The organism is Vreelandella sp. L-15, assembly GCF_056857635.1.
In genome coordinates, this window is the sequence record NZ_JBSXNN010000099.1 from 30,632 (window position 1) to 45,351 (window position 14,720).

General features: G+C 57.2%; 18 protein-coding genes and 2 pseudogenes. 7 read left to right on the forward strand and 13 right to left on the reverse strand.

Annotation, left to right across the window (positions count from 1 at the left end):
- Positions 1 to 83: 83 nt before the first annotated feature.
- Complete coding sequence (locus AC13CY_RS15810) at positions 84 to 1,067, forward strand: zinc-binding metallopeptidase family protein (protein ID WP_483052791.1); 984 nt, start codon at positions 84 to 86, stop codon at positions 1,065 to 1,067.
- Positions 1,068 to 1,092: 25 nt separating this feature from the next.
- Here the strand turns inward: AC13CY_RS15810 and AC13CY_RS15815 are convergent, their stop codons facing one another.
- Together AC13CY_RS15815 and AC13CY_RS15820 are read right to left on the reverse strand one after the other, a co-directional pair.
- Positions 1,093 to 1,986: a dihydrodipicolinate synthase family protein gene (locus AC13CY_RS15815; RefSeq protein ID WP_172514741.1), complete on the reverse strand. Its 894-nt coding sequence runs from the start codon at positions 1,984 to 1,986 to the stop codon at positions 1,093 to 1,095.
- A gap of 55 nt (positions 1,987 to 2,041) precedes the next feature.
- Positions 2,042 to 2,794, reverse strand: coding sequence for an SDR family oxidoreductase (locus AC13CY_RS15820; RefSeq protein WP_089675544.1), 753 nt, complete (start codon positions 2,792 to 2,794; stop codon positions 2,042 to 2,044).
- A gap of 179 nt (positions 2,795 to 2,973) precedes the next feature.
- Here AC13CY_RS15820 and AC13CY_RS15825 point away from each other — a divergent pair, with 179 nt between their 5' ends.
- Together AC13CY_RS15825 and AC13CY_RS15830 are read left to right on the forward strand one after the other, a co-directional pair.
- Positions 2,974 to 3,804 carry an AraC family transcriptional regulator gene (locus AC13CY_RS15825; RefSeq protein ID WP_089675543.1) on the forward strand — a complete coding sequence of 277 codons (831 nt, stop codon included), beginning with the start codon at positions 2,974 to 2,976 and terminating at the stop codon, positions 3,802 to 3,804.
- A 26-nt stretch (positions 3,805 to 3,830) separates the two neighbouring features.
- Positions 3,831 to 4,442, forward strand: a complete 612-nt coding sequence (locus AC13CY_RS15830) for a LysE family translocator (RefSeq protein ID WP_089675542.1) — start codon at positions 3,831 to 3,833, stop codon at positions 4,440 to 4,442.
- Here the strand turns inward: AC13CY_RS15830 and AC13CY_RS15835 are convergent.
- The 5 genes from AC13CY_RS15835 to trpB all read right to left on the reverse strand — a co-directional run bounded on the left by AC13CY_RS15835 (position 4,426) and on the right by trpB (position 7,483).
- Positions 4,426 to 4,746, reverse strand: a complete 321-nt coding sequence (locus AC13CY_RS15835; RefSeq protein WP_089675541.1) for a hypothetical protein — start codon at positions 4,744 to 4,746, stop codon at positions 4,426 to 4,428. The two genes, AC13CY_RS15830 and AC13CY_RS15835, sit on opposite strands and share 17 nt — an antisense overlap.
- A gap of 42 nt (positions 4,747 to 4,788) precedes the next feature.
- Positions 4,789 to 5,073 carry a type II toxin-antitoxin system RelE family toxin gene (locus tag AC13CY_RS15840; RefSeq protein ID WP_089675540.1) on the reverse strand — a complete coding sequence of 95 codons (285 nt, stop codon included), beginning with the start codon at positions 5,071 to 5,073 and terminating at the stop codon, positions 4,789 to 4,791.
- The gene (locus AC13CY_RS15845; protein ID WP_062372637.1) at positions 5,063 to 5,314 is read right to left on the reverse strand and encodes a type II toxin-antitoxin system Phd/YefM family antitoxin; all 252 of its coding nucleotides are present in this window, start codon (positions 5,312 to 5,314) and stop codon (positions 5,063 to 5,065) included. Before AC13CY_RS15845 ends, AC13CY_RS15840 begins: the two co-directional genes overlap by 11 nt.
- A 112-nt stretch (positions 5,315 to 5,426) precedes the next feature.
- Positions 5,427 to 6,245 carry a tryptophan synthase subunit alpha gene (trpA, locus tag AC13CY_RS15850; protein WP_172514742.1) on the reverse strand — a complete coding sequence of 273 codons (819 nt, stop codon included), beginning with the start codon at positions 6,243 to 6,245 and terminating at the stop codon, positions 5,427 to 5,429.
- A 20-nt stretch (positions 6,246 to 6,265) separates the two neighbouring features.
- Positions 6,266 to 7,483 (reverse strand): tryptophan synthase subunit beta, encoded by a 1,218-nt coding sequence (gene trpB, locus AC13CY_RS15855; RefSeq protein WP_054641486.1) that lies wholly within the window; start codon positions 7,481 to 7,483, stop codon positions 6,266 to 6,268.
- A 122-nt stretch (positions 7,484 to 7,605) separates the two neighbouring features.
- Between trpB and AC13CY_RS15860 the strand changes: the two genes are divergently transcribed.
- Positions 7,606 to 8,496 carry a LysR family transcriptional regulator gene (locus tag AC13CY_RS15860; RefSeq protein ID WP_172514743.1) on the forward strand — a complete coding sequence of 297 codons (891 nt, stop codon included), beginning with the start codon at positions 7,606 to 7,608 and terminating at the stop codon, positions 8,494 to 8,496.
- Here the strand turns inward: AC13CY_RS15860 and AC13CY_RS15865 are convergent.
- The gene (locus tag AC13CY_RS15865) at positions 8,493 to 8,645 is read right to left on the reverse strand and encodes a VOC family protein (RefSeq protein WP_232068261.1); all 153 of its coding nucleotides are present in this window, start codon (positions 8,643 to 8,645) and stop codon (positions 8,493 to 8,495) included. The two genes, AC13CY_RS15860 and AC13CY_RS15865, sit on opposite strands and share 4 nt — an antisense overlap.
- On the opposite strand from AC13CY_RS15865, the pseudogene AC13CY_RS15870 reads away from it, so the two are divergent.
- Positions 8,617 to 8,829: pseudogene (locus AC13CY_RS15870) on the forward strand (glycerophosphodiester phosphodiesterase family protein); the annotation flags it as partial. The gene AC13CY_RS15865 and the pseudogene AC13CY_RS15870 overlap by 29 nt on opposite strands.
- An 18-nt stretch (positions 8,830 to 8,847) precedes the next feature.
- Here AC13CY_RS15870 and AC13CY_RS15875 read toward each other — a convergent pair.
- The 3 genes from AC13CY_RS15875 to AC13CY_RS15885 are packed head-to-tail and all read right to left on the reverse strand — an operon-like array spanning position 8,848 to position 10,399.
- Positions 8,848 to 9,480 carry a hypothetical protein gene (locus AC13CY_RS15875; protein WP_172514744.1) on the reverse strand — a complete coding sequence of 211 codons (633 nt, stop codon included), beginning with the start codon at positions 9,478 to 9,480 and terminating at the stop codon, positions 8,848 to 8,850.
- A gap of 11 nt (positions 9,481 to 9,491) precedes the next feature.
- Complete coding sequence (gene nfsA / locus AC13CY_RS15880) at positions 9,492 to 10,223, reverse strand: oxygen-insensitive NADPH nitroreductase (RefSeq protein WP_172514745.1); 732 nt, start codon at positions 10,221 to 10,223, stop codon at positions 9,492 to 9,494.
- Positions 10,220 to 10,399, reverse strand: a complete 180-nt coding sequence (locus AC13CY_RS15885; protein ID WP_089675533.1) for a hypothetical protein — start codon at positions 10,397 to 10,399, stop codon at positions 10,220 to 10,222. Before AC13CY_RS15885 ends, nfsA begins: the two co-directional genes overlap by 4 nt.
- A gap of 215 nt (positions 10,400 to 10,614) precedes the next feature.
- Here AC13CY_RS15885 and AC13CY_RS15890 point away from each other — a divergent pair, with 215 nt between their 5' ends.
- Positions 10,615 to 11,382, forward strand: a complete 768-nt coding sequence (locus AC13CY_RS15890; RefSeq protein ID WP_062372618.1) for a class I SAM-dependent methyltransferase — start codon at positions 10,615 to 10,617, stop codon at positions 11,380 to 11,382.
- A gap of 84 nt (positions 11,383 to 11,466) precedes the next feature.
- On the opposite strand, the pseudogene AC13CY_RS15895 reads toward AC13CY_RS15890, so the two are convergent.
- Positions 11,467 to 12,414, reverse strand: a pseudogene (locus AC13CY_RS15895) (methyl-accepting chemotaxis protein); the annotation flags it as partial.
- A 108-nt stretch (positions 12,415 to 12,522) separates the two neighbouring features.
- Between AC13CY_RS15895 and AC13CY_RS15900 the strand changes: the two are divergent.
- The gene (locus AC13CY_RS15900; protein WP_172514746.1) at positions 12,523 to 13,719 is read left to right on the forward strand and encodes an IS4 family transposase; all 1,197 of its coding nucleotides are present in this window, start codon (positions 12,523 to 12,525) and stop codon (positions 13,717 to 13,719) included.
- On the opposite strand, the gene AC13CY_RS15905 is transcribed toward AC13CY_RS15900, so the two are convergent.
- Positions 13,626 to 14,462, reverse strand: coding sequence for a Tar ligand binding domain-containing protein (locus AC13CY_RS15905; RefSeq protein WP_172514747.1), 837 nt, complete (start codon positions 14,460 to 14,462; stop codon positions 13,626 to 13,628). The two genes, AC13CY_RS15900 and AC13CY_RS15905, sit on opposite strands and share 94 nt — an antisense overlap.
- Positions 14,463 to 14,720: the final 258 nt, after the last annotated feature.

A 14,720-nucleotide genomic window follows, 5' to 3' on the forward strand; every position in this document is an offset into this window, starting at 1 on the left:
TACGCGTTTCATTAACGGCCGTGCACTGCAATCGCCGTTGGACGTAACCGGGCCTCGGCTCCTAGACTGAAGCTTCGTTTCTCTTGAGATACCCGACCTATGCGCGTTTTTCTAATCCGGTCGGTGCCGGTTCACTCTGGTTCGATAATTTGGTCACGGCGGATGGTGTGCCGGTGGCTTACGACCCCCAGGCACGGGCGTTTATTCCCATGCCGCCCTTCTGTGCCAATCATGAAGTGATTGGCTGTAACTGGATTGCCCCCAAGCAGGGCGAGTTCTGCCGCGCCTGCGCGATGACCGCCCTAGCCCCGGACCCTGCCATTTCCGATGCGATACCCAACTGGGCGCAAACCGAGGCAGCCAAGCGCTGGGTAATTGATAACCTAGGCCGCTGGCACTGGTTTCGCCCGGAAAACCCCGGCGCGCCGCCGGTATTTCATATGCTGGCGGAAGGCGATACCCCAGTGCCAATGGGGCACGTGGGTGGCGTGGTGACCATTAGCGTGGCGGAGGCCGATGCCGTGCTGCGCACCACCCGCAAAGAGGCGTTGGATGAGCCTTACCGCACCATGATTGGCCATATGCGCCATGAAATTGCTCATATGCTGTGGTGGCGCCTTAGCTTGCGGAAGGATTTTCTGGATGCCTTCCGCGAGATGTTTGGCGATGAGCGGGAAGATTACCCGGCGGCCTTGCAGCGCCACTACCAAAACGGCCCGCCTGCGGATTGGCACACGCGGTTTCTCTCCACCTATGCGTCTTCCCACCCCCACGAGGATTGGGCGGAAACCACCTCGCACCTGCTGCACTTAACCGATATCACCGATAGCTTTGTGTCGTCGGGCATGACCTCGCCCGTGCTACCGAATGACCATAATTGGGATGCCTACGCTGAACCGGATTCAGAGCGGCTGATTCATATTGCGGCATCCTTAGTGGCAGGCGTGAACCATGTAAACCGTTCGATGGGGCTGTCGGATCTCTACCCGTTTGTGCTTTCCGAAGTGGCGCTGCGCAAGCTGGAGTTTGTTCACAACTGGCTGCGGCGCGGTGCGCAAGGGCTTTAGCCACGTGCGCTTTGCTTGATGCGATTTAGTGAAGGTCCAGTGCCTCGATCACCGCTGCCACCCGTTGACGAGCTTCCCCTTGCAGGGTGTTCAGGGGTTGAGGCAAGCAAGGTGCGCTAGCGCGACCGGTGAGTTCGGCAATGGTCGCTGCCACCCGCAGGCTGCCGCCATAGTCGTGATACAGCGCCCATAGCGGTGCTAAGGCGTCTGAGCGGGTTTGGGCCTGTTCAGCGTCGCCCGCTTGGGCGGCGCGTGTTAGCGCCAGCGCTAATTCTGGGTAGAGCCCGCCCATCACCGAATACCACGCCTCGCAGCCTGCCAACAGGCCCGTCGCGGCGGCGGGGTCGCCGCTGATGCCGATGGTCACATCATTAGGAATCAGCGCCCGCAGCCGCGCCACGCGAGCTTTGGCGTCTTCTAGGTTGTAGGGCACTGGCGGAATTTTAATTGAGCGCACCTGGGGCAACTCGGCAATGCGCCCGTGCAGCTCGTCGCTGAACGTAAAGTGCGTGGTGCCGGGGTTGTCGTACACGCACAGCGGCACGCTGATGGCGCGGCTGACGGTGCTGAACAGGTTGAACACGTCGTCATCGGTCAGCTTTTGGTACGACACAGGCGCTAACAGCAGGCCGCCAGCCCCAGCCTGCTGTGCGTGCTCAGCATTGGCCAGCACATCGCGGGTGCGCAGCGCACCAATGCCCACCACCACCGGCACCCCCGCCGCACTTTCCACGCTCAGCTTGGCCACCCGCGCCCGCTCTTCTACGCTTAAATAAGCGTAGCTACCGGTAGAACCCAGCACGCCAATGGAATCCACCTGCGCTTGGGCCAAACGGGCCACGAGCTGGGTAAATTCCTGCTCTTTGATGCCTTGCTCATTCATGGGGGTTAGCGGAAACGCACTCAGGCCGGTAAACATGGGGGTGTCCTTTTTTGGATGACTGCGTAGAAGCAGCACAGTGCTGATTAGGGCGTTATAGACCGCCCGCGAGGTCCACCATAGTGCCGGTGGCAAACGATGACTTGTCGCTGGCTAGCCAAAAAATGGCGTCGGCCACTTCAGATGGCTGGCCGCCCCGCTGCATAGGGATACGTGACTTTAAGCGGTCCACTCGCTCAGGCTCGCCGCCCAAGGCGTGCATCTCGGTGTAAATCAGGCCGGGGCGTACCGCATTCACGCGGATGCCCTCGGCAGCCACTTCCAGGGCCAACCCCCGAGTTAATGTATCCACGGCCCCCTTCGAGGCGGCGTAATCCACGTACTCGTTGGGAGAGCCGCTTTTGGCTGCCATCGAGGAAACATTGACGATACTACCGCCGATGCCACCCTGGTGCGTCGACATGCGTCGTACCGCCTCCTTGCAGCATAGAAAACAACTGATGACGTTTTTCTGTAGTACGTCGTTAAAGCGCTCAACCGAGATATCCATCATGCGCGCTTGGGTGTTGAGAATAGCGGCATTGTTGACCAGCACCGTTAGCGTGCCCAGCTCCTGATCTACCCTGCTGAATAGCTTGGCGACATCATTGGCCTCCGACACATCGGCTTTTACCGCGATACAGCGAACGCCCAAGTTGAGAATGTCGCTGCGAACGCGCTCTGCCGCCGTGTCGTTTGCAACATAGTTAAGGCACACATTGTACCCGTGCTGCGCGAACAGCTTGGCTGTCTCGGCACCAATGCCTCGGCTTCCGCCCGTTATAACGACGACTTTGGGGTTTGCCACGCGCCCTCCTTGTTTGCGAACGTTGGTTGGCCTACCGGTTGATGCACCGCCTAGTGTGAATATACACCTGACACGCAGTTGAGCAATTATGTACAAGCATCTGCGGCGTAAGCGGCATACGCTTACCCCGTGTGATGAGAGATGCCCACACGGGGTTGTGTTCGATTACGGAGGTTGGCATGGGAAGCACCAGCCAGTTTGAGTTCTTCAAAAGCGATCATGTACCGTCACTGACGGTATTGAAGGCTGCGATTGGGGACTTCAGCTACGACCGTCATGCCCATGAAGAGTATGCCTTGGGAGTGACACTAGCGGGGCGTCAGGACTTTTTTAGCGGCGGTCAGTTTCATCGCAGCCCGCCCGGCAACGTGATTCTTTTTAATCCTGAAGATGTTCACGACGGCCATTCTGGCGGCGAGCAGGCGCTCGATTATTTAATGGTGTACGTGCATCCCGATCAGGTAGCGCCGCTGTTTGAAGACGCACTTGGCCGCCCATTGGCCTCCCCTTTTCGCTCACAGAGCACGCTGATTCAAGACTCGCGATTGCGCCAAGCCATTCTGAATGTCGCCCGCATGGTGACGCACCAAGTGGGTAGCTGCATCGACCAAGAGAATGCGTTGTCTCATGTTGTTGAGCGTATGGTGCAACTGGGTGGCAACATGGCCTCCAGCCCGGTAGCCCGCCGCCCAGACGCGCTGCTTAATCACGCCAAAGCGTATATTCATGAGCATCTAGAGACGGATATCTCGCTGGATGACATCAGCAACGCGGCTCACTTATCGAAGTACCACTTTTTGCGACTGTTTCGCCAACAGTTCGGCATGACGCCTCACCAGTATGTGATTAATTGCCGGGTAAACGCTGCCCGCGCCGCGCTGGACCAAGGCGCACCACTCACCGAGATAGCACTGCGCTTTGGCTTTACGGATTTGAGCCACTTCAACCGCCGTTTTAAGCGTATCTATGGCATGACCCCCTACCAGTATCAACGCGATATCACGCGCTAAGCACGTTTCCATCTAGAGGTTTTTTCATGTTAGCCATCATCGCCTATGCCCTGGGCGTTATGTACACGCCTGGGCCTGTGAATTTGTTGGGTTTAAATGTCGGTATCAATGGCCAGGGGAAACAAGCGCTGGGATTTTGCCTGGGCGTGGGGCTCGCCATGCTGATTTACTTGCTGGTATTAGGCTGGGCGGGAGCCGCTTGGATCTCGCAAGGCTCACGCGTAGTGCTTAGCGCACTCGGCTGCGCTTATATTCTCTATTTAGCCTTTAAGGTAGCCCGCGCCAATATCACGCTTGAGACTCACGCCCCAGCACCGCGCATGCTCAGCTTTCGCGATGGCTTGATGATGCAGTTGCTCAACCCCAAAGCCATGGTGGCAACGCTGCCTATCACTACCTTGCAGTTCCCCGCCGCAGGCATTCAGGGGGTGAGTCTCTTTCTCTGGTCGTTAGGGCTAGCCGCACTGGCCGCAGGCGCGCCCGGTAGCTATGTAGTGATGGGTAGCCTGCTCGGCCAGCGCGTTAAACACGCAGGCCTTATTAAAGGGTTTAACTGGATCATGGCGGGGCTGCTGGTGGCTGTGTCGCTATCGATTGGCTACGAGCATGTATGGCTGGCGGCTACTGCCCAAAGCTAATCCCCAAGCGCAGCGCTTGCAGGCTATCGAGCTGTACCGTCACCTCATCAGAAAACAGCGGGTGGCCTTGCACGCGCACGTTAACCGCCGCCTGGGAGCCACGGTAACCAACGGAGACAACGATATTGGCGCTATCACTCACTGGGGCCAACCAATCGTACTCAACGTTATCCACGCTCACCGATGAAAGCCCACGGGCTTCCAACTGCTCCTCGACTTCCTTCTCGATCACCACACCGTAGTAGACATAGAGTCCTGCGTAGCCCAGCCCCAGCAGTACCAGCAATGAAAAGAGTTTGCCCATTATTTGCCTCTGTTTGTGGTCATTTGTACGATAAGTGATGGATTACATCCGGCGCTTTAGCGACGCGTAGACTTTGCCTTTGTCACGCTTACCCACAGCAATAACGTAGATAAACAGTTCATCATCCACTACTTCATAGACCAGACGATAGCCTACGCTTCGAAGCTTTATTTTATAGCAGGCATCGAAACCACTGAGTTTATCGGCAGGCACACGAGGGGTTTCTAGCCTTTCAGCCAGCTTCTTTTTGAACTGTTGTTTGACGGGTGGGCTAAGCTTTTCCCACTCTTTCAAGGCCGCGGGCAAAAAGCGTAGCTTATAGGTCATCCAGTGATACCGTGACGGCCTTGTCTTTATCGGCGCGACGCTCTTCCACTAGCTTGGCCAGCTCGTAGTCTTCCAGCATCTCCATCATCGCCTCATAAGTTTCTACAGGGACAAGGTAAGCGGCGGGCTTGTTGTGATTCAACACAGCAATGGGGGCACCGCTTGCCTGGCTCAGCAGTGCCGAAGGGTTTTTCTTTAGCTCAGAAATACTGACCGAAAAGTTAGCTAATACTTGGTGCATGGAAACCTCCTGAAGCCATAAAAAAGCTCCTTTTCTAGCCCTAATATTAGCTCTTTTTTTGCAACTACTCCAAGCGTTCGCTGTTTACATTCACTGCTCAACGATGCGATGCCTAATGTCTACACCCTCTCACACTCTCCGCCAGTTCTTTCACCAGCCCATGCACCCGCGTCACGGCGTCATCACCGCTGCGGGCATGTTCGATGCAGTCTACCAGCGCAGAGCCCACGACCACGGCGTCGCTGAAGCGGCCAATGGTGGCGGCCTGTTCGGCGGTGCGGATACCAAAGCCTACGGCGATGGGCAGCGACGTGTGTTCGCGCAGCTGATTAACGGCGCTTTCCAGCCGCTCCGGTGTGGGGGCGCTGCCGCCCGTCACCCCCGCCACGGAAACGTAGTAGATAAACCCGGAAGCGTTGGCCAGCACTTTGGGCAGGCGCTTGGCATCGGTGGTGGGCGTGGCGAGGCGGATAAAATCGATGCCGTGCTGGGCGGCAGGCTGGCACAGCTCTTCGTCGTGTTCGGGCGGTAGATCTACCACGATCAGCCCGTCTACCCCGGCCTTGGCGGCATCGGTGAGAAAACGCTCGACGCCGTAGCAGTATATCGGGTTGTAGTAGCCCATCAGCACGATGGGGGTGGTGCTGTTCTGTTCACGGAACTGGCGCACCATCTCCAGCGTTTTGGCTTGGGTCTGGCCGTTTTCCAGCGCGCGCAGGGCGGCTTTTTGAATGGCGGGGCCATCGGCCATGGGGTCGCTGAACGGCATGCCGAGTTCAATGATATCCACGCCTGCTTCCGGCAACCCGTGCAGCAGGCGGCGAGAGGTCTCGGCATCCGGGTCGCCAGCGGTGAGGTAGCTGACCAGCGCCGGGCGGTTTTGCTGTTTGAGCGCGGTAAAGCAGTGTTCAAGACGAGAGGTGCTAGTCATGTCGTTCTCCTGTATCGCGCTCATACGTTTTTCACTCCGAACTTATCCCCCAGATGATGGGCCACGCTCATCATGTCTTTATCGCCACGGCCACTGAGGTTGACCACCATCAGGTGCTCGCGGGGAAGTGTCGGCGCGCGCTTAGCCACTTCAGCCAGGGCGTGGGCAGTTTCTAGCGCGGGGATGATGCCCTCTTGGCGGCAGCAGATTTGGAATGCTTCCAGCGCTTCGTCATCGGTGGCGGAAACGTACTCGACCCGCCCTTGCTCGTGCAGCCAAGCGTGCTCGGGGCCGATGCCGGGGTAGTCCAGCCCTGCGGAAATAGAGTGAGCGTCGATAATCTGACCATCTTCGTTTTGCAGCAGGTAGGTGCGGTTGCCGTGCAGCACGCCGGGGGTGCCGCCGTTCAGGCTGGCAGCATGTAGGCCGCTGTTGACGCCTTTGCCGCCTGCTTCCACGCCAATCATCTTCACATCGGCGTCATTCAAGAAGGGGTGAAACAGCCCCATCGCATTGGAGCCGCCACCAATGCAAGCCACCAGGGAGTCCGGCAAACGGCCCTGTTTTTCGGACATCTGAGCGCGGGTTTCATGACCAATCACCGCTTGAAAATCGCGCACCATCGCCGGGTACGGGTGCGGGCCTGCCACGGTGCCAATGATATAGAAGGTGTCGTCGACATTCGTTACCCAATCGCGCAGCGCTTCGTTCATGGCATCTTTCAGCGTGCCGGTGCCTGAAGTGACGGGGATTACTTCCGCCCCTAACAGTTTCATGCGGAATACGTTGGGCTGCTGGCGTTCGATGTCGGTGGCGCCCATGTAAATCACGCAGGGCAAACCAAAACGCGCAGCCACGGTAGCGGTGGCAACGCCGTGCATGCCTGCGCCGGTTTCCGCGATGATGCGCTTTTTGCCCATTTGCTTGGCCAACAATACTTGACCAATGCAGTTGTTAATCTTGTGTGCGCCGGTGTGGTTTAGCTCTTCACGCTTGAGGTAAATGCTCGCGCCGCCGAAGTGCTCGGTGAGCCGCTCGGCAAAGTAGAGCGGGCTGGGGCGGCCGACGTAGTCGCCCTGAAAATAGGCGAGCTGGCGCTGAAATTCAGGGTCGTTTTTGGCGGTGGCGTACTCATCCTGCAGTTCAAGAATCAGCGGCATTAGGGTTTCAGCGACAAAGCGGCCACCGAAACTGCCAAACAGCCCGTTGGCATCGGGTAGGCTTAAAGGTTTATTCATCACGACCTCTGCGTTTTGGGGCGATTTAGGGTTGTGATGACGTTAGCGCAGGCAGGCGGGAAGAAAAATCGATAAGATGGCACCAACCTGTGAGTTTTACGCAACTATTGAAAGAGACATCCATGCAACACAGCCTGCCGCCCTTAAGCGCCCTACGCGCCTTTGAAGCCACCGCCCGGCTAGGCAGCGTAACCGCCGCCGCCGATGAGCTAAGCGTGACCCACGGTGCGGTAAGCCGACAGCTAAAGAGCCTGGATGAGCATTTTGGCGTAGCACTGTTCACCAAAGCCGGGCGGGGGCTAGTACTCACTCACCACGGAGAGCAATTGCAAAACGGCGTGGGGGAAGCCTTCGCCAAGCTCAGGGATAGTTGCACCCGGCTCAAGCATGAGGTGGAAGAAGCACCGTTTACCCTGGCCTGCCCCGGCAGCCTGCTGGCCCGCTGGCTGATTCCCCGTTTAGACCGCTTAAACCAGGCGCTGCCGGAGCTAAAACTTCAGGTGGTGGTGAGCGATTCCGAGCAGCCCGGCCAGCCGGAGACCAGCGCAACGCTGGCCTTTTTCGAGCCACCTTGGCCTGACGAGGGCGAGCTGATTGAGCTGATGTCTGAGGAAATTTGCGCCGTGGCCAGCCCACGTTTGGCAGATGCGTGCCATACCTCTCATCCCGCATCGCTGTTTACCAACAAACTGCTTTATACCGCCTCACGCCCCCAAGCGTGGCCCCAGTGGGCAGACGCCCAAGGGCTGGAAACCTCTGTATTGAAAACAGCCCTCCAACAGGGCCAAGGCTTTGCGCACCTGTACTACCTCATAGAAGCTGCCGTGGCGGGCCTAGGGGTCGCCATCGCCCCGAAGCTACTCGTAGAAGATGATCTGAAAAGCGGACGGCTTGTCGCCCCTTGGGGCAGCATCGAAACCCCGGCCAGGCTCTGCCTGTGGCTGCCCAAACACGCCAACGCCCGCCGCAGTGAATCACTGACTGATTGGTTACGCAAGGAATTGGAAGGTTAAAGCGCTACTCGGTGTGGGTACACCACAAACGCCAACTTGTTGCCATCCGGGTCGCGGACGTAGGCGGCATAAAAGCCCTCCCCGTACTGCGGCCGAAAGTCCGGTGCGGCTTCGTCTACCATTGCCGAGTATGCAGCAGGGATTGGCACCAACGCGATCTATCAGGGCAACGAAGTGATTGATGCGGCCTTTATTCGCCAGGCCCAAGCTAATGGCCTGCCGGTACACGTCTACACCATCAATGAACCAGATGAGATGCAGCGTTTAATGGCGCTGGGGGCGAACGGCCTGTTTACCGACTACCCCGACCGCCTGCTTGAGTTAGTAGAGTAATCACCCGCATTGATACCTTTAGGAGGTCGCACCGGAGGAGGTGAACTCCTGCGGTGTCACGCTGGCGAATTTCTCTACAAAAAACACCAGGGTTTCAGGATGCCGAAAGCGCCTTTCAAAGGTTTCCTGCCCACTCTCTGAGCGGCGCGTTATCCGAGCGTGGTAGGCACTGCCTACCTTAGCCACATTAACGCTATTTTCATGGCCAAGCTCTCGGTGTACGGCGGTCACCGTCGCTTTAGTCTCGAGCATTGTTGCAAGCCTTTGCGCGGTAGAACGCTCTTCATCAGTCGCCCACAGCGGCTGGTCGCGGTTGCCATAATGGTAAAGCAGCACCGCCAGTAGCATGGCGAAGATACTGCTGGTGAGCATCCAAGTCAGTAAAACACCAGAAACAGGCATGGTCAGCATAATGACTAGCTGTACCACGCTGCCCACCACAAACACCCCTGCCAGCGGCCGCCACATACGCTGACTCATGACACGGCGCTTTAAAACATACCCCCACAGCCCGACCACACCCAACGCACCAAAAAAGAGGTATGCCATGGCAAGAGGCGTCCCGCCGCCGGAAAACACGGCCACGATACCTATCACAGGTAGCAGGCTATAAAGCCCGGCCAGTAGAACGTAGGCACGCTGAAGGGACATAGGATGACTCCTTATTTCATGGTAAAGCCGCGTTTCACCAAGAAATCACGCATATGGGGGCGCAGCTTGCTATCAAACAGAGGGGCTAGGTTGTGCGACCAATCACTATTTTTATTGCCGCTACTACGAGATTGATAGTACGCCTGCATGGTGTCGTCAAAGGCGGCTACATGGTCACTATCATCAGTGTAGTAGTCCTCTTTAAGAATCGCTTCAACGGGCAGTCGCGGCTTCACCTCTGGCTGGTGGGCGGGGTACCCAAGGCACATACCAAACACTGGGTAAACATGAGCAGGCAGGCGCAGCAGTTCGCTCACCGCCTCGGGGTTGTTACGAATGCCGCCGATATAGCAAATACCCAGCCCTTCCGATTCGGCAGCTACGGCCACATTTTGTGCCATGAGCGCGGTATCCACCGTGGCGACAAGCAGCTGTTCCGTCATACCGCGCTCAACGTTGGCGCCCGTGCGGGCGGAAGCTTCTGTTGGGCGCTTCATATCGGCACAGAAGACTAGAAACACCGCACTGCTAGCGACATAGCCCTGCCCGCCTGCCAGCTCGGCAATGGCTTCACGGTTATCCGAATCTTTCACATGAATCACCGTGTACGCCTGTACATGGCTAGACGTGGCAGCGGCCTGCCCTGCTTTAATCAGCTCTAACAGCAGGCCGTGGGGGATCTCTTGATCAGTGAATTTACGAATCGAACGGTGGGAATTCAGTAGCTTAATCACGTCATTCATAACATTTTCCTCTTCAGTGCTTTGTCGTACCAAGAAATATGACCATCGAACACCAGATACAGCGCTTCACTGGTGCCGACGATGATGTGGGTAAACTCACCAATCGCCATGACATAGGTGACGATAATAATGATCCATACCTTCGCCGTGCTCTTCCCCACCTTCAAAATTATCATCCGCTTGATGATGCTGGCTCGTGGTTGCTCTCTCCCTGATAAGTCATCAGCGTAACCGTATTGTCTACACTTGGGTAGACGGTCAATGTGGTTAACACTGAGTTGTTAACGTACGGTGGTTAAAGAATTTTTACGTGATGTTGCACGCGTGAAAGTGAACGCTCGCTATACTGCTAATAACCCACTGAGTCCAATAACGATGCTAGGAAGCCGATATGTCAAACGCCTCTCACTCCCCGTCAGGTCAGGCATGGAATGCCGACCGGTACGCGGAACATGCCAGCTTTGTTCCTGATCTTGGCCATGACGTGGTCAAGCTGCTCTCGCCCCAGCCAGGGCAGCGCATTCTGGATCTTGGCTGCGGCGAAGGTGCATTAACTGAGCGCATTATGCAGCTAGGTGCCGATGTACTGGGTATCGATGCCTCTGCTGATATGGTGGCCGCCGCCCAAAAACGTGGCGTAACGGCACGAATCATTGACGGTCACCAGTTGCCCTTTGACCATGAGTTCGATGCGGTATTTAGCAATGCAGCACTGCACTGGATGCTGGACCCTCAAGCAGTGCTGGCCGGAGTAAAACGGGCACTGAAACCCGGCGGGCGTTTCGTAGCGGAATTTGGCGGCCATGGCAACGTGGCCGCCATTTGCACCGCGCTCATTGCCTCGCTGCAGTTTCGCGGCATTAGCTCTAAAGGCCGCCACCCTTGGTATTTTCCAACCACCAAGGAGTATGGCAACCTGCTTCAAACGGTTGGCTTCCGTGTGGATAGCATTGAACTCATCCCCCGCCCAACGCCGCTGCCTAATGGCATGGCGAGCTGGCTAGAGACGTTTGCCAGCCCCTTCTTCCACGGGCTGGAAGATGATCTGAAAGACGCTATTTTCGATAACACGCTGAATCTGTTGGCCCACAGCCTAAGCGACGGCCAAGGTAACTGGACAGCGGATTATGTGCGCATCCGGGTGGTTGCCCACACTTAATCTGGCCCTTCTTAACCTCTCTCTCTTTAATCACGTCTGGGGCGGCTAGTAAGCCGCCCCAGATGTTGTAGTGAGCGTGGCGGGTTAAAACTCGTCCCAGTCGTCATTACTATTCACCGTTTGCGGGGCAGCAGGTTTGACAGCCGGGCGACGCTGTTGCGCCTCTAACGCAGGCGGGGCTGCGGGTTGCTCGCTGCCTTCCGCCAACCGGAAGGTGGCCATCAACGTCGCGAGCTGGCTCGCTTGCCCCTCCAACGCGTTAGCTGCTGAGCTGGTTTGCTGTACTAGCGCAGCGTTCTGCTGCGTCACCGAGTCCATTTCTGTCAGCGCGGCGTTGATCTGCTCGATGCCGCTATTCTGCTCGCGGGTGGCGGTGGAGATTTCACCCATCAGCGTGGTGACTTGGCGAATGGCGTCGACGGTTTGGTTAAGCGTTTCGCCACTCCGCTCCGCCTGGGTGGCACCGCTGTTGATTTGCGTAGTGGTTTGCTCAATCAAACCACGAATCTCTTTGGCCGATTCCGCACTGCGCGTTGCCAGTGAACGCACCTCACTGGCCACCACCGCAAACCCGCGACCCTGCTCACCTGCCCGCGCGGCTTCAACCGAGGCGTTCAACGCCAAGATATTGGTTTGGAAGGCAATCGAGTCAATCACTCCGATAATATCGTTGACCCTATCAGCGCTAGCGGCAATCTCACGCATCAGCTTCACGGTTCGCTCTACCTCTTCGCCGCTGGCCTCTGCGGACTGGGAAGCCGCCACCGAGAGTTGGTCGGCCTCCTGGGCTATCTCGGCATTTTTACCCACGGTAGTCGCCATTTGCTCCATGCTGGAGGCGGTCTGCTGCAGCGCCGAGGCCTGCTGCTCGGTACGCGAAGAGAGGTCTTGGCTTCCCGATGAGATATCACTCGCCCCACTGTAGACGTGCTCACTGCTACTGCGCAGCGACATCACCAAGGTTTTCAGTTTGTCCTGCATCGCCGAAAGCCCTAGAAAAAGCTGGCCAATCTCATTACGGCCTCGGTCCTGACGGATCCCCACGAAATAGATAAGAAAATCAGAATGATATGATTGAAAAGGCCTGCATGGGTCGGCATGTTGTTAATCGCCAAACCAACAATATGCCTAAGGAGACCCATGCAGGCCCCTCGATTCTTACATACTCTGCTGACCTCATCACTCCCCCTGGTCCATGCCAAGCGCCTGCAGGCGCTGCTCGACACGGTGGGTGCCCTGCTGGGCGAGCGCCGCCTGGGCTTGACCGCCCTGGGGCGTGCCTTGCCAGGGCCAGTGGCTACCAAGCACACCATCAAGCGAGTTGATCGGTTGCTGGGCAACCCTCACCTGCATCAGGAGCGTCCCCTGTTCTATTGGCTCGTGGCCAGCCTGCTGATTGGCCACATGACCCGCCCGCTGATTCTGGTGAACTGGTCGCCGATTGATGACCGTGGCAAACGGTTCTTGCTGCGCGCCGCGGTGCCCTTTGCCGGGCGCTCGCTGCCAATCTTCGAGAAAGTCCACCACAAGGATGGCTGCCAACACTGTGAGGCATACTTGTTGGCCGCTCTGGCCGAGGTGCTGCCTGACAACGCCACGCCGATCTTGGTCACCGATGCGGGCTTTCGTAATCCCTGGTTCGAGGCGGTTGAGGCACGTGGTTGGTACTACGTCGGCCGGGTGCGTAGCCCGGTTCGCTGCCAGCTGCCAGGGCAGGCGTGGCAGCCTGTGGTAGACCTGTTTCCGCAAGCGACATCGGTACCGCGGGCGCTGGGTTCCGTGCAAATTGCTGAGAGCAATCCACTGACCACCCGCATGGTGCTCTACCATCGGCCGCCGCAGGGGCGCAAGCATCGCAACAAGCGCGGACAGGTCTCCCAGGACAGCCGCAGCCGGGCGATTGCCGAGCGCCAGAAGGAGCCCTGGGTGCTGGTCAGTAACCTACCGGCGCGCTCAACGCTGGCGGACAAGTTGGTGGCCATTTACCGGCAGCGCATGCAGATTGAAGAGGGCTTCCGCGACGTCAAGAGTCCCCAGTTCGGGCTGGGCTTCGGCATGCATCAGTCTCGCCAAGGCAAGCGGATCGAAATCCTGCTGCTGATCGCGATGCTGGCCAATGTCGTGGTGATGGTTGCCGGTCTTCAAGTCCGAGACAGCGGGCAACAGCGACGCTACCAGAGCAACACGATCCGTCATCGGAACGTTCTCTCCGTGTGGCGTTTGGGACTGGAGTGGCTGCGACGTCATTGTGTCGGTGCTGTCCCATGGCCCTCTTGGAAGACAGTTCTGACGAGCCTCCAAGGGGAAGTCAAAGAGCAGGCCTTATGCGATGGATAGCAAAGTTCGTGGGGATTCCTCAGGCCTCGGTCTTCAATTTGCCCGGTTAAGTCACCATCAGCAATCTTTGAAAAGTGGCCTAAGGCATGTTGAATCGGAGTGACGACGCCACGCATCATTGCAACACGAATCACCACCGCGGCGATTAAAGAGAACAGCAACAGGCCGATGGCAATAGCTCCGCCGATAGTGGCTAAGCGCTCTACCCGCTGCATCACTTGCTGACCGCGAGCTTCGGTGTAGGCCACCAATTCGCTCATGGAAATATCAAGATTAGCGCCCAACTCACCCAGCGCCTCCTGGCGGCGCTGAATCTGGAACGGTGCTGCGTCTAGCAAGGGAACCATGCCTTCGGTAACAAAGGCGTGATAGGCAGCCACTACCTCAGCACGGTAATTAGCAAGAGTACTTTCAGGCACCACGGGGATCGCCGAAAACTCTTCAAACCTTTCTTGAGCAGCCACAACGGCCTCACCCGCCATCGCTAAGCTTTCCCGCCCTTTATCCGGATTCCCCTGCATACTCAGGCTTGCCGAGCGATCTAGAAAGGTTTGCGCCCTTAGCGCATTCACCTGGGTACGGTTTGCCAAATTCGCCAATCGCACGTTGGTGTTGTTGATCTCTTTAAGCGCTTGGTCGCTAGTGTAGCTGGCATAAAACCCCAGCCCACTAATAAGACCTATCATCACAACCAACAATGCTAAGGCAGCCGTCAAGCTCCATTTTATAGATAGTTGCTTCATTGGTGCGTTCCCTTTGTTTTATTAGATATTGCCCACATTTCAAAAGAGTAGAGCAAAATGAAGTGAAGTACGGCGCGTATGCGACTTTTTTATACCAACAATTTATCAATAACGGAAAATCGGGTAGGGGCCGGGGTCACCCCCGGCGCCCTCCCACACCACCGGGCATACGGTTCCGTACCACGGCGGTTCATGCAGAACGTTTAAGCCATCTTACCGTATCCAGTATCGATATCAGGCCCTGATCATAAAACCACT

Bases quoted from the DNA above. Each gene is read 5' to 3' on its own strand.
- AC13CY_RS15890 (WP_062372618.1), top strand. From the start codon at position 10,615: ATGTCAAACGCCTCTCACTCCCCGTCAGGTCAGGCATGGAATGCCGAC.
- trpA (WP_172514742.1), bottom strand. From the start codon at position 6,245: ATGACTAGCACCTCTCGTCTTGAACACTGCTTTACCGCGCTCAAACAG.
- AC13CY_RS15860 (WP_172514743.1), top strand. From the start codon at position 7,606: ATGCAACACAGCCTGCCGCCCTTAAGCGCCCTACGCGCCTTTGAAGCC.
- AC13CY_RS15830 (WP_089675542.1), top strand. From the start codon at position 3,831: ATGTTAGCCATCATCGCCTATGCCCTGGGCGTTATGTACACGCCTGGG.
- AC13CY_RS15835 (WP_089675541.1), bottom strand. From the start codon at position 4,746: ATGGGCAAACTCTTTTCATTGCTGGTACTGCTGGGGCTGGGCTACGCA.
- AC13CY_RS15825 (WP_089675543.1), top strand. From the start codon at position 2,974: ATGGGAAGCACCAGCCAGTTTGAGTTCTTCAAAAGCGATCATGTACCG.
- AC13CY_RS15905 (WP_172514747.1), bottom strand. From the start codon at position 14,462: ATGAAGCAACTATCTATAAAATGGAGCTTGACGGCTGCCTTAGCATTG.
- AC13CY_RS15845 (WP_062372637.1), bottom strand. From the start codon at position 5,314: ATGCACCAAGTATTAGCTAACTTTTCGGTCAGTATTTCTGAGCTAAAG.
- AC13CY_RS15840 (WP_089675540.1), bottom strand. From the start codon at position 5,073: ATGACCTATAAGCTACGCTTTTTGCCCGCGGCCTTGAAAGAGTGGGAA.
- nfsA (WP_172514745.1), bottom strand. From the start codon at position 10,223: ATGAATGACGTGATTAAGCTACTGAATTCCCACCGTTCGATTCGTAAA.
- AC13CY_RS15885 (WP_089675533.1), bottom strand. From the start codon at position 10,399: ATGATAATTTTGAAGGTGGGGAAGAGCACGGCGAAGGTATGGATCATT.
- trpB (WP_054641486.1), bottom strand. From the start codon at position 7,483: ATGAATAAACCTTTAAGCCTACCCGATGCCAACGGGCTGTTTGGCAGT.
- AC13CY_RS15815 (WP_172514741.1), bottom strand. From the start codon at position 1,986: ATGTTTACCGGCCTGAGTGCGTTTCCGCTAACCCCCATGAATGAGCAA.
- AC13CY_RS15900 (WP_172514746.1), top strand. From the start codon at position 12,523: ATGCAGGCCCCTCGATTCTTACATACTCTGCTGACCTCATCACTCCCC.
- AC13CY_RS15875 (WP_172514744.1), bottom strand. From the start codon at position 9,480: ATGTCCCTTCAGCGTGCCTACGTTCTACTGGCCGGGCTTTATAGCCTG.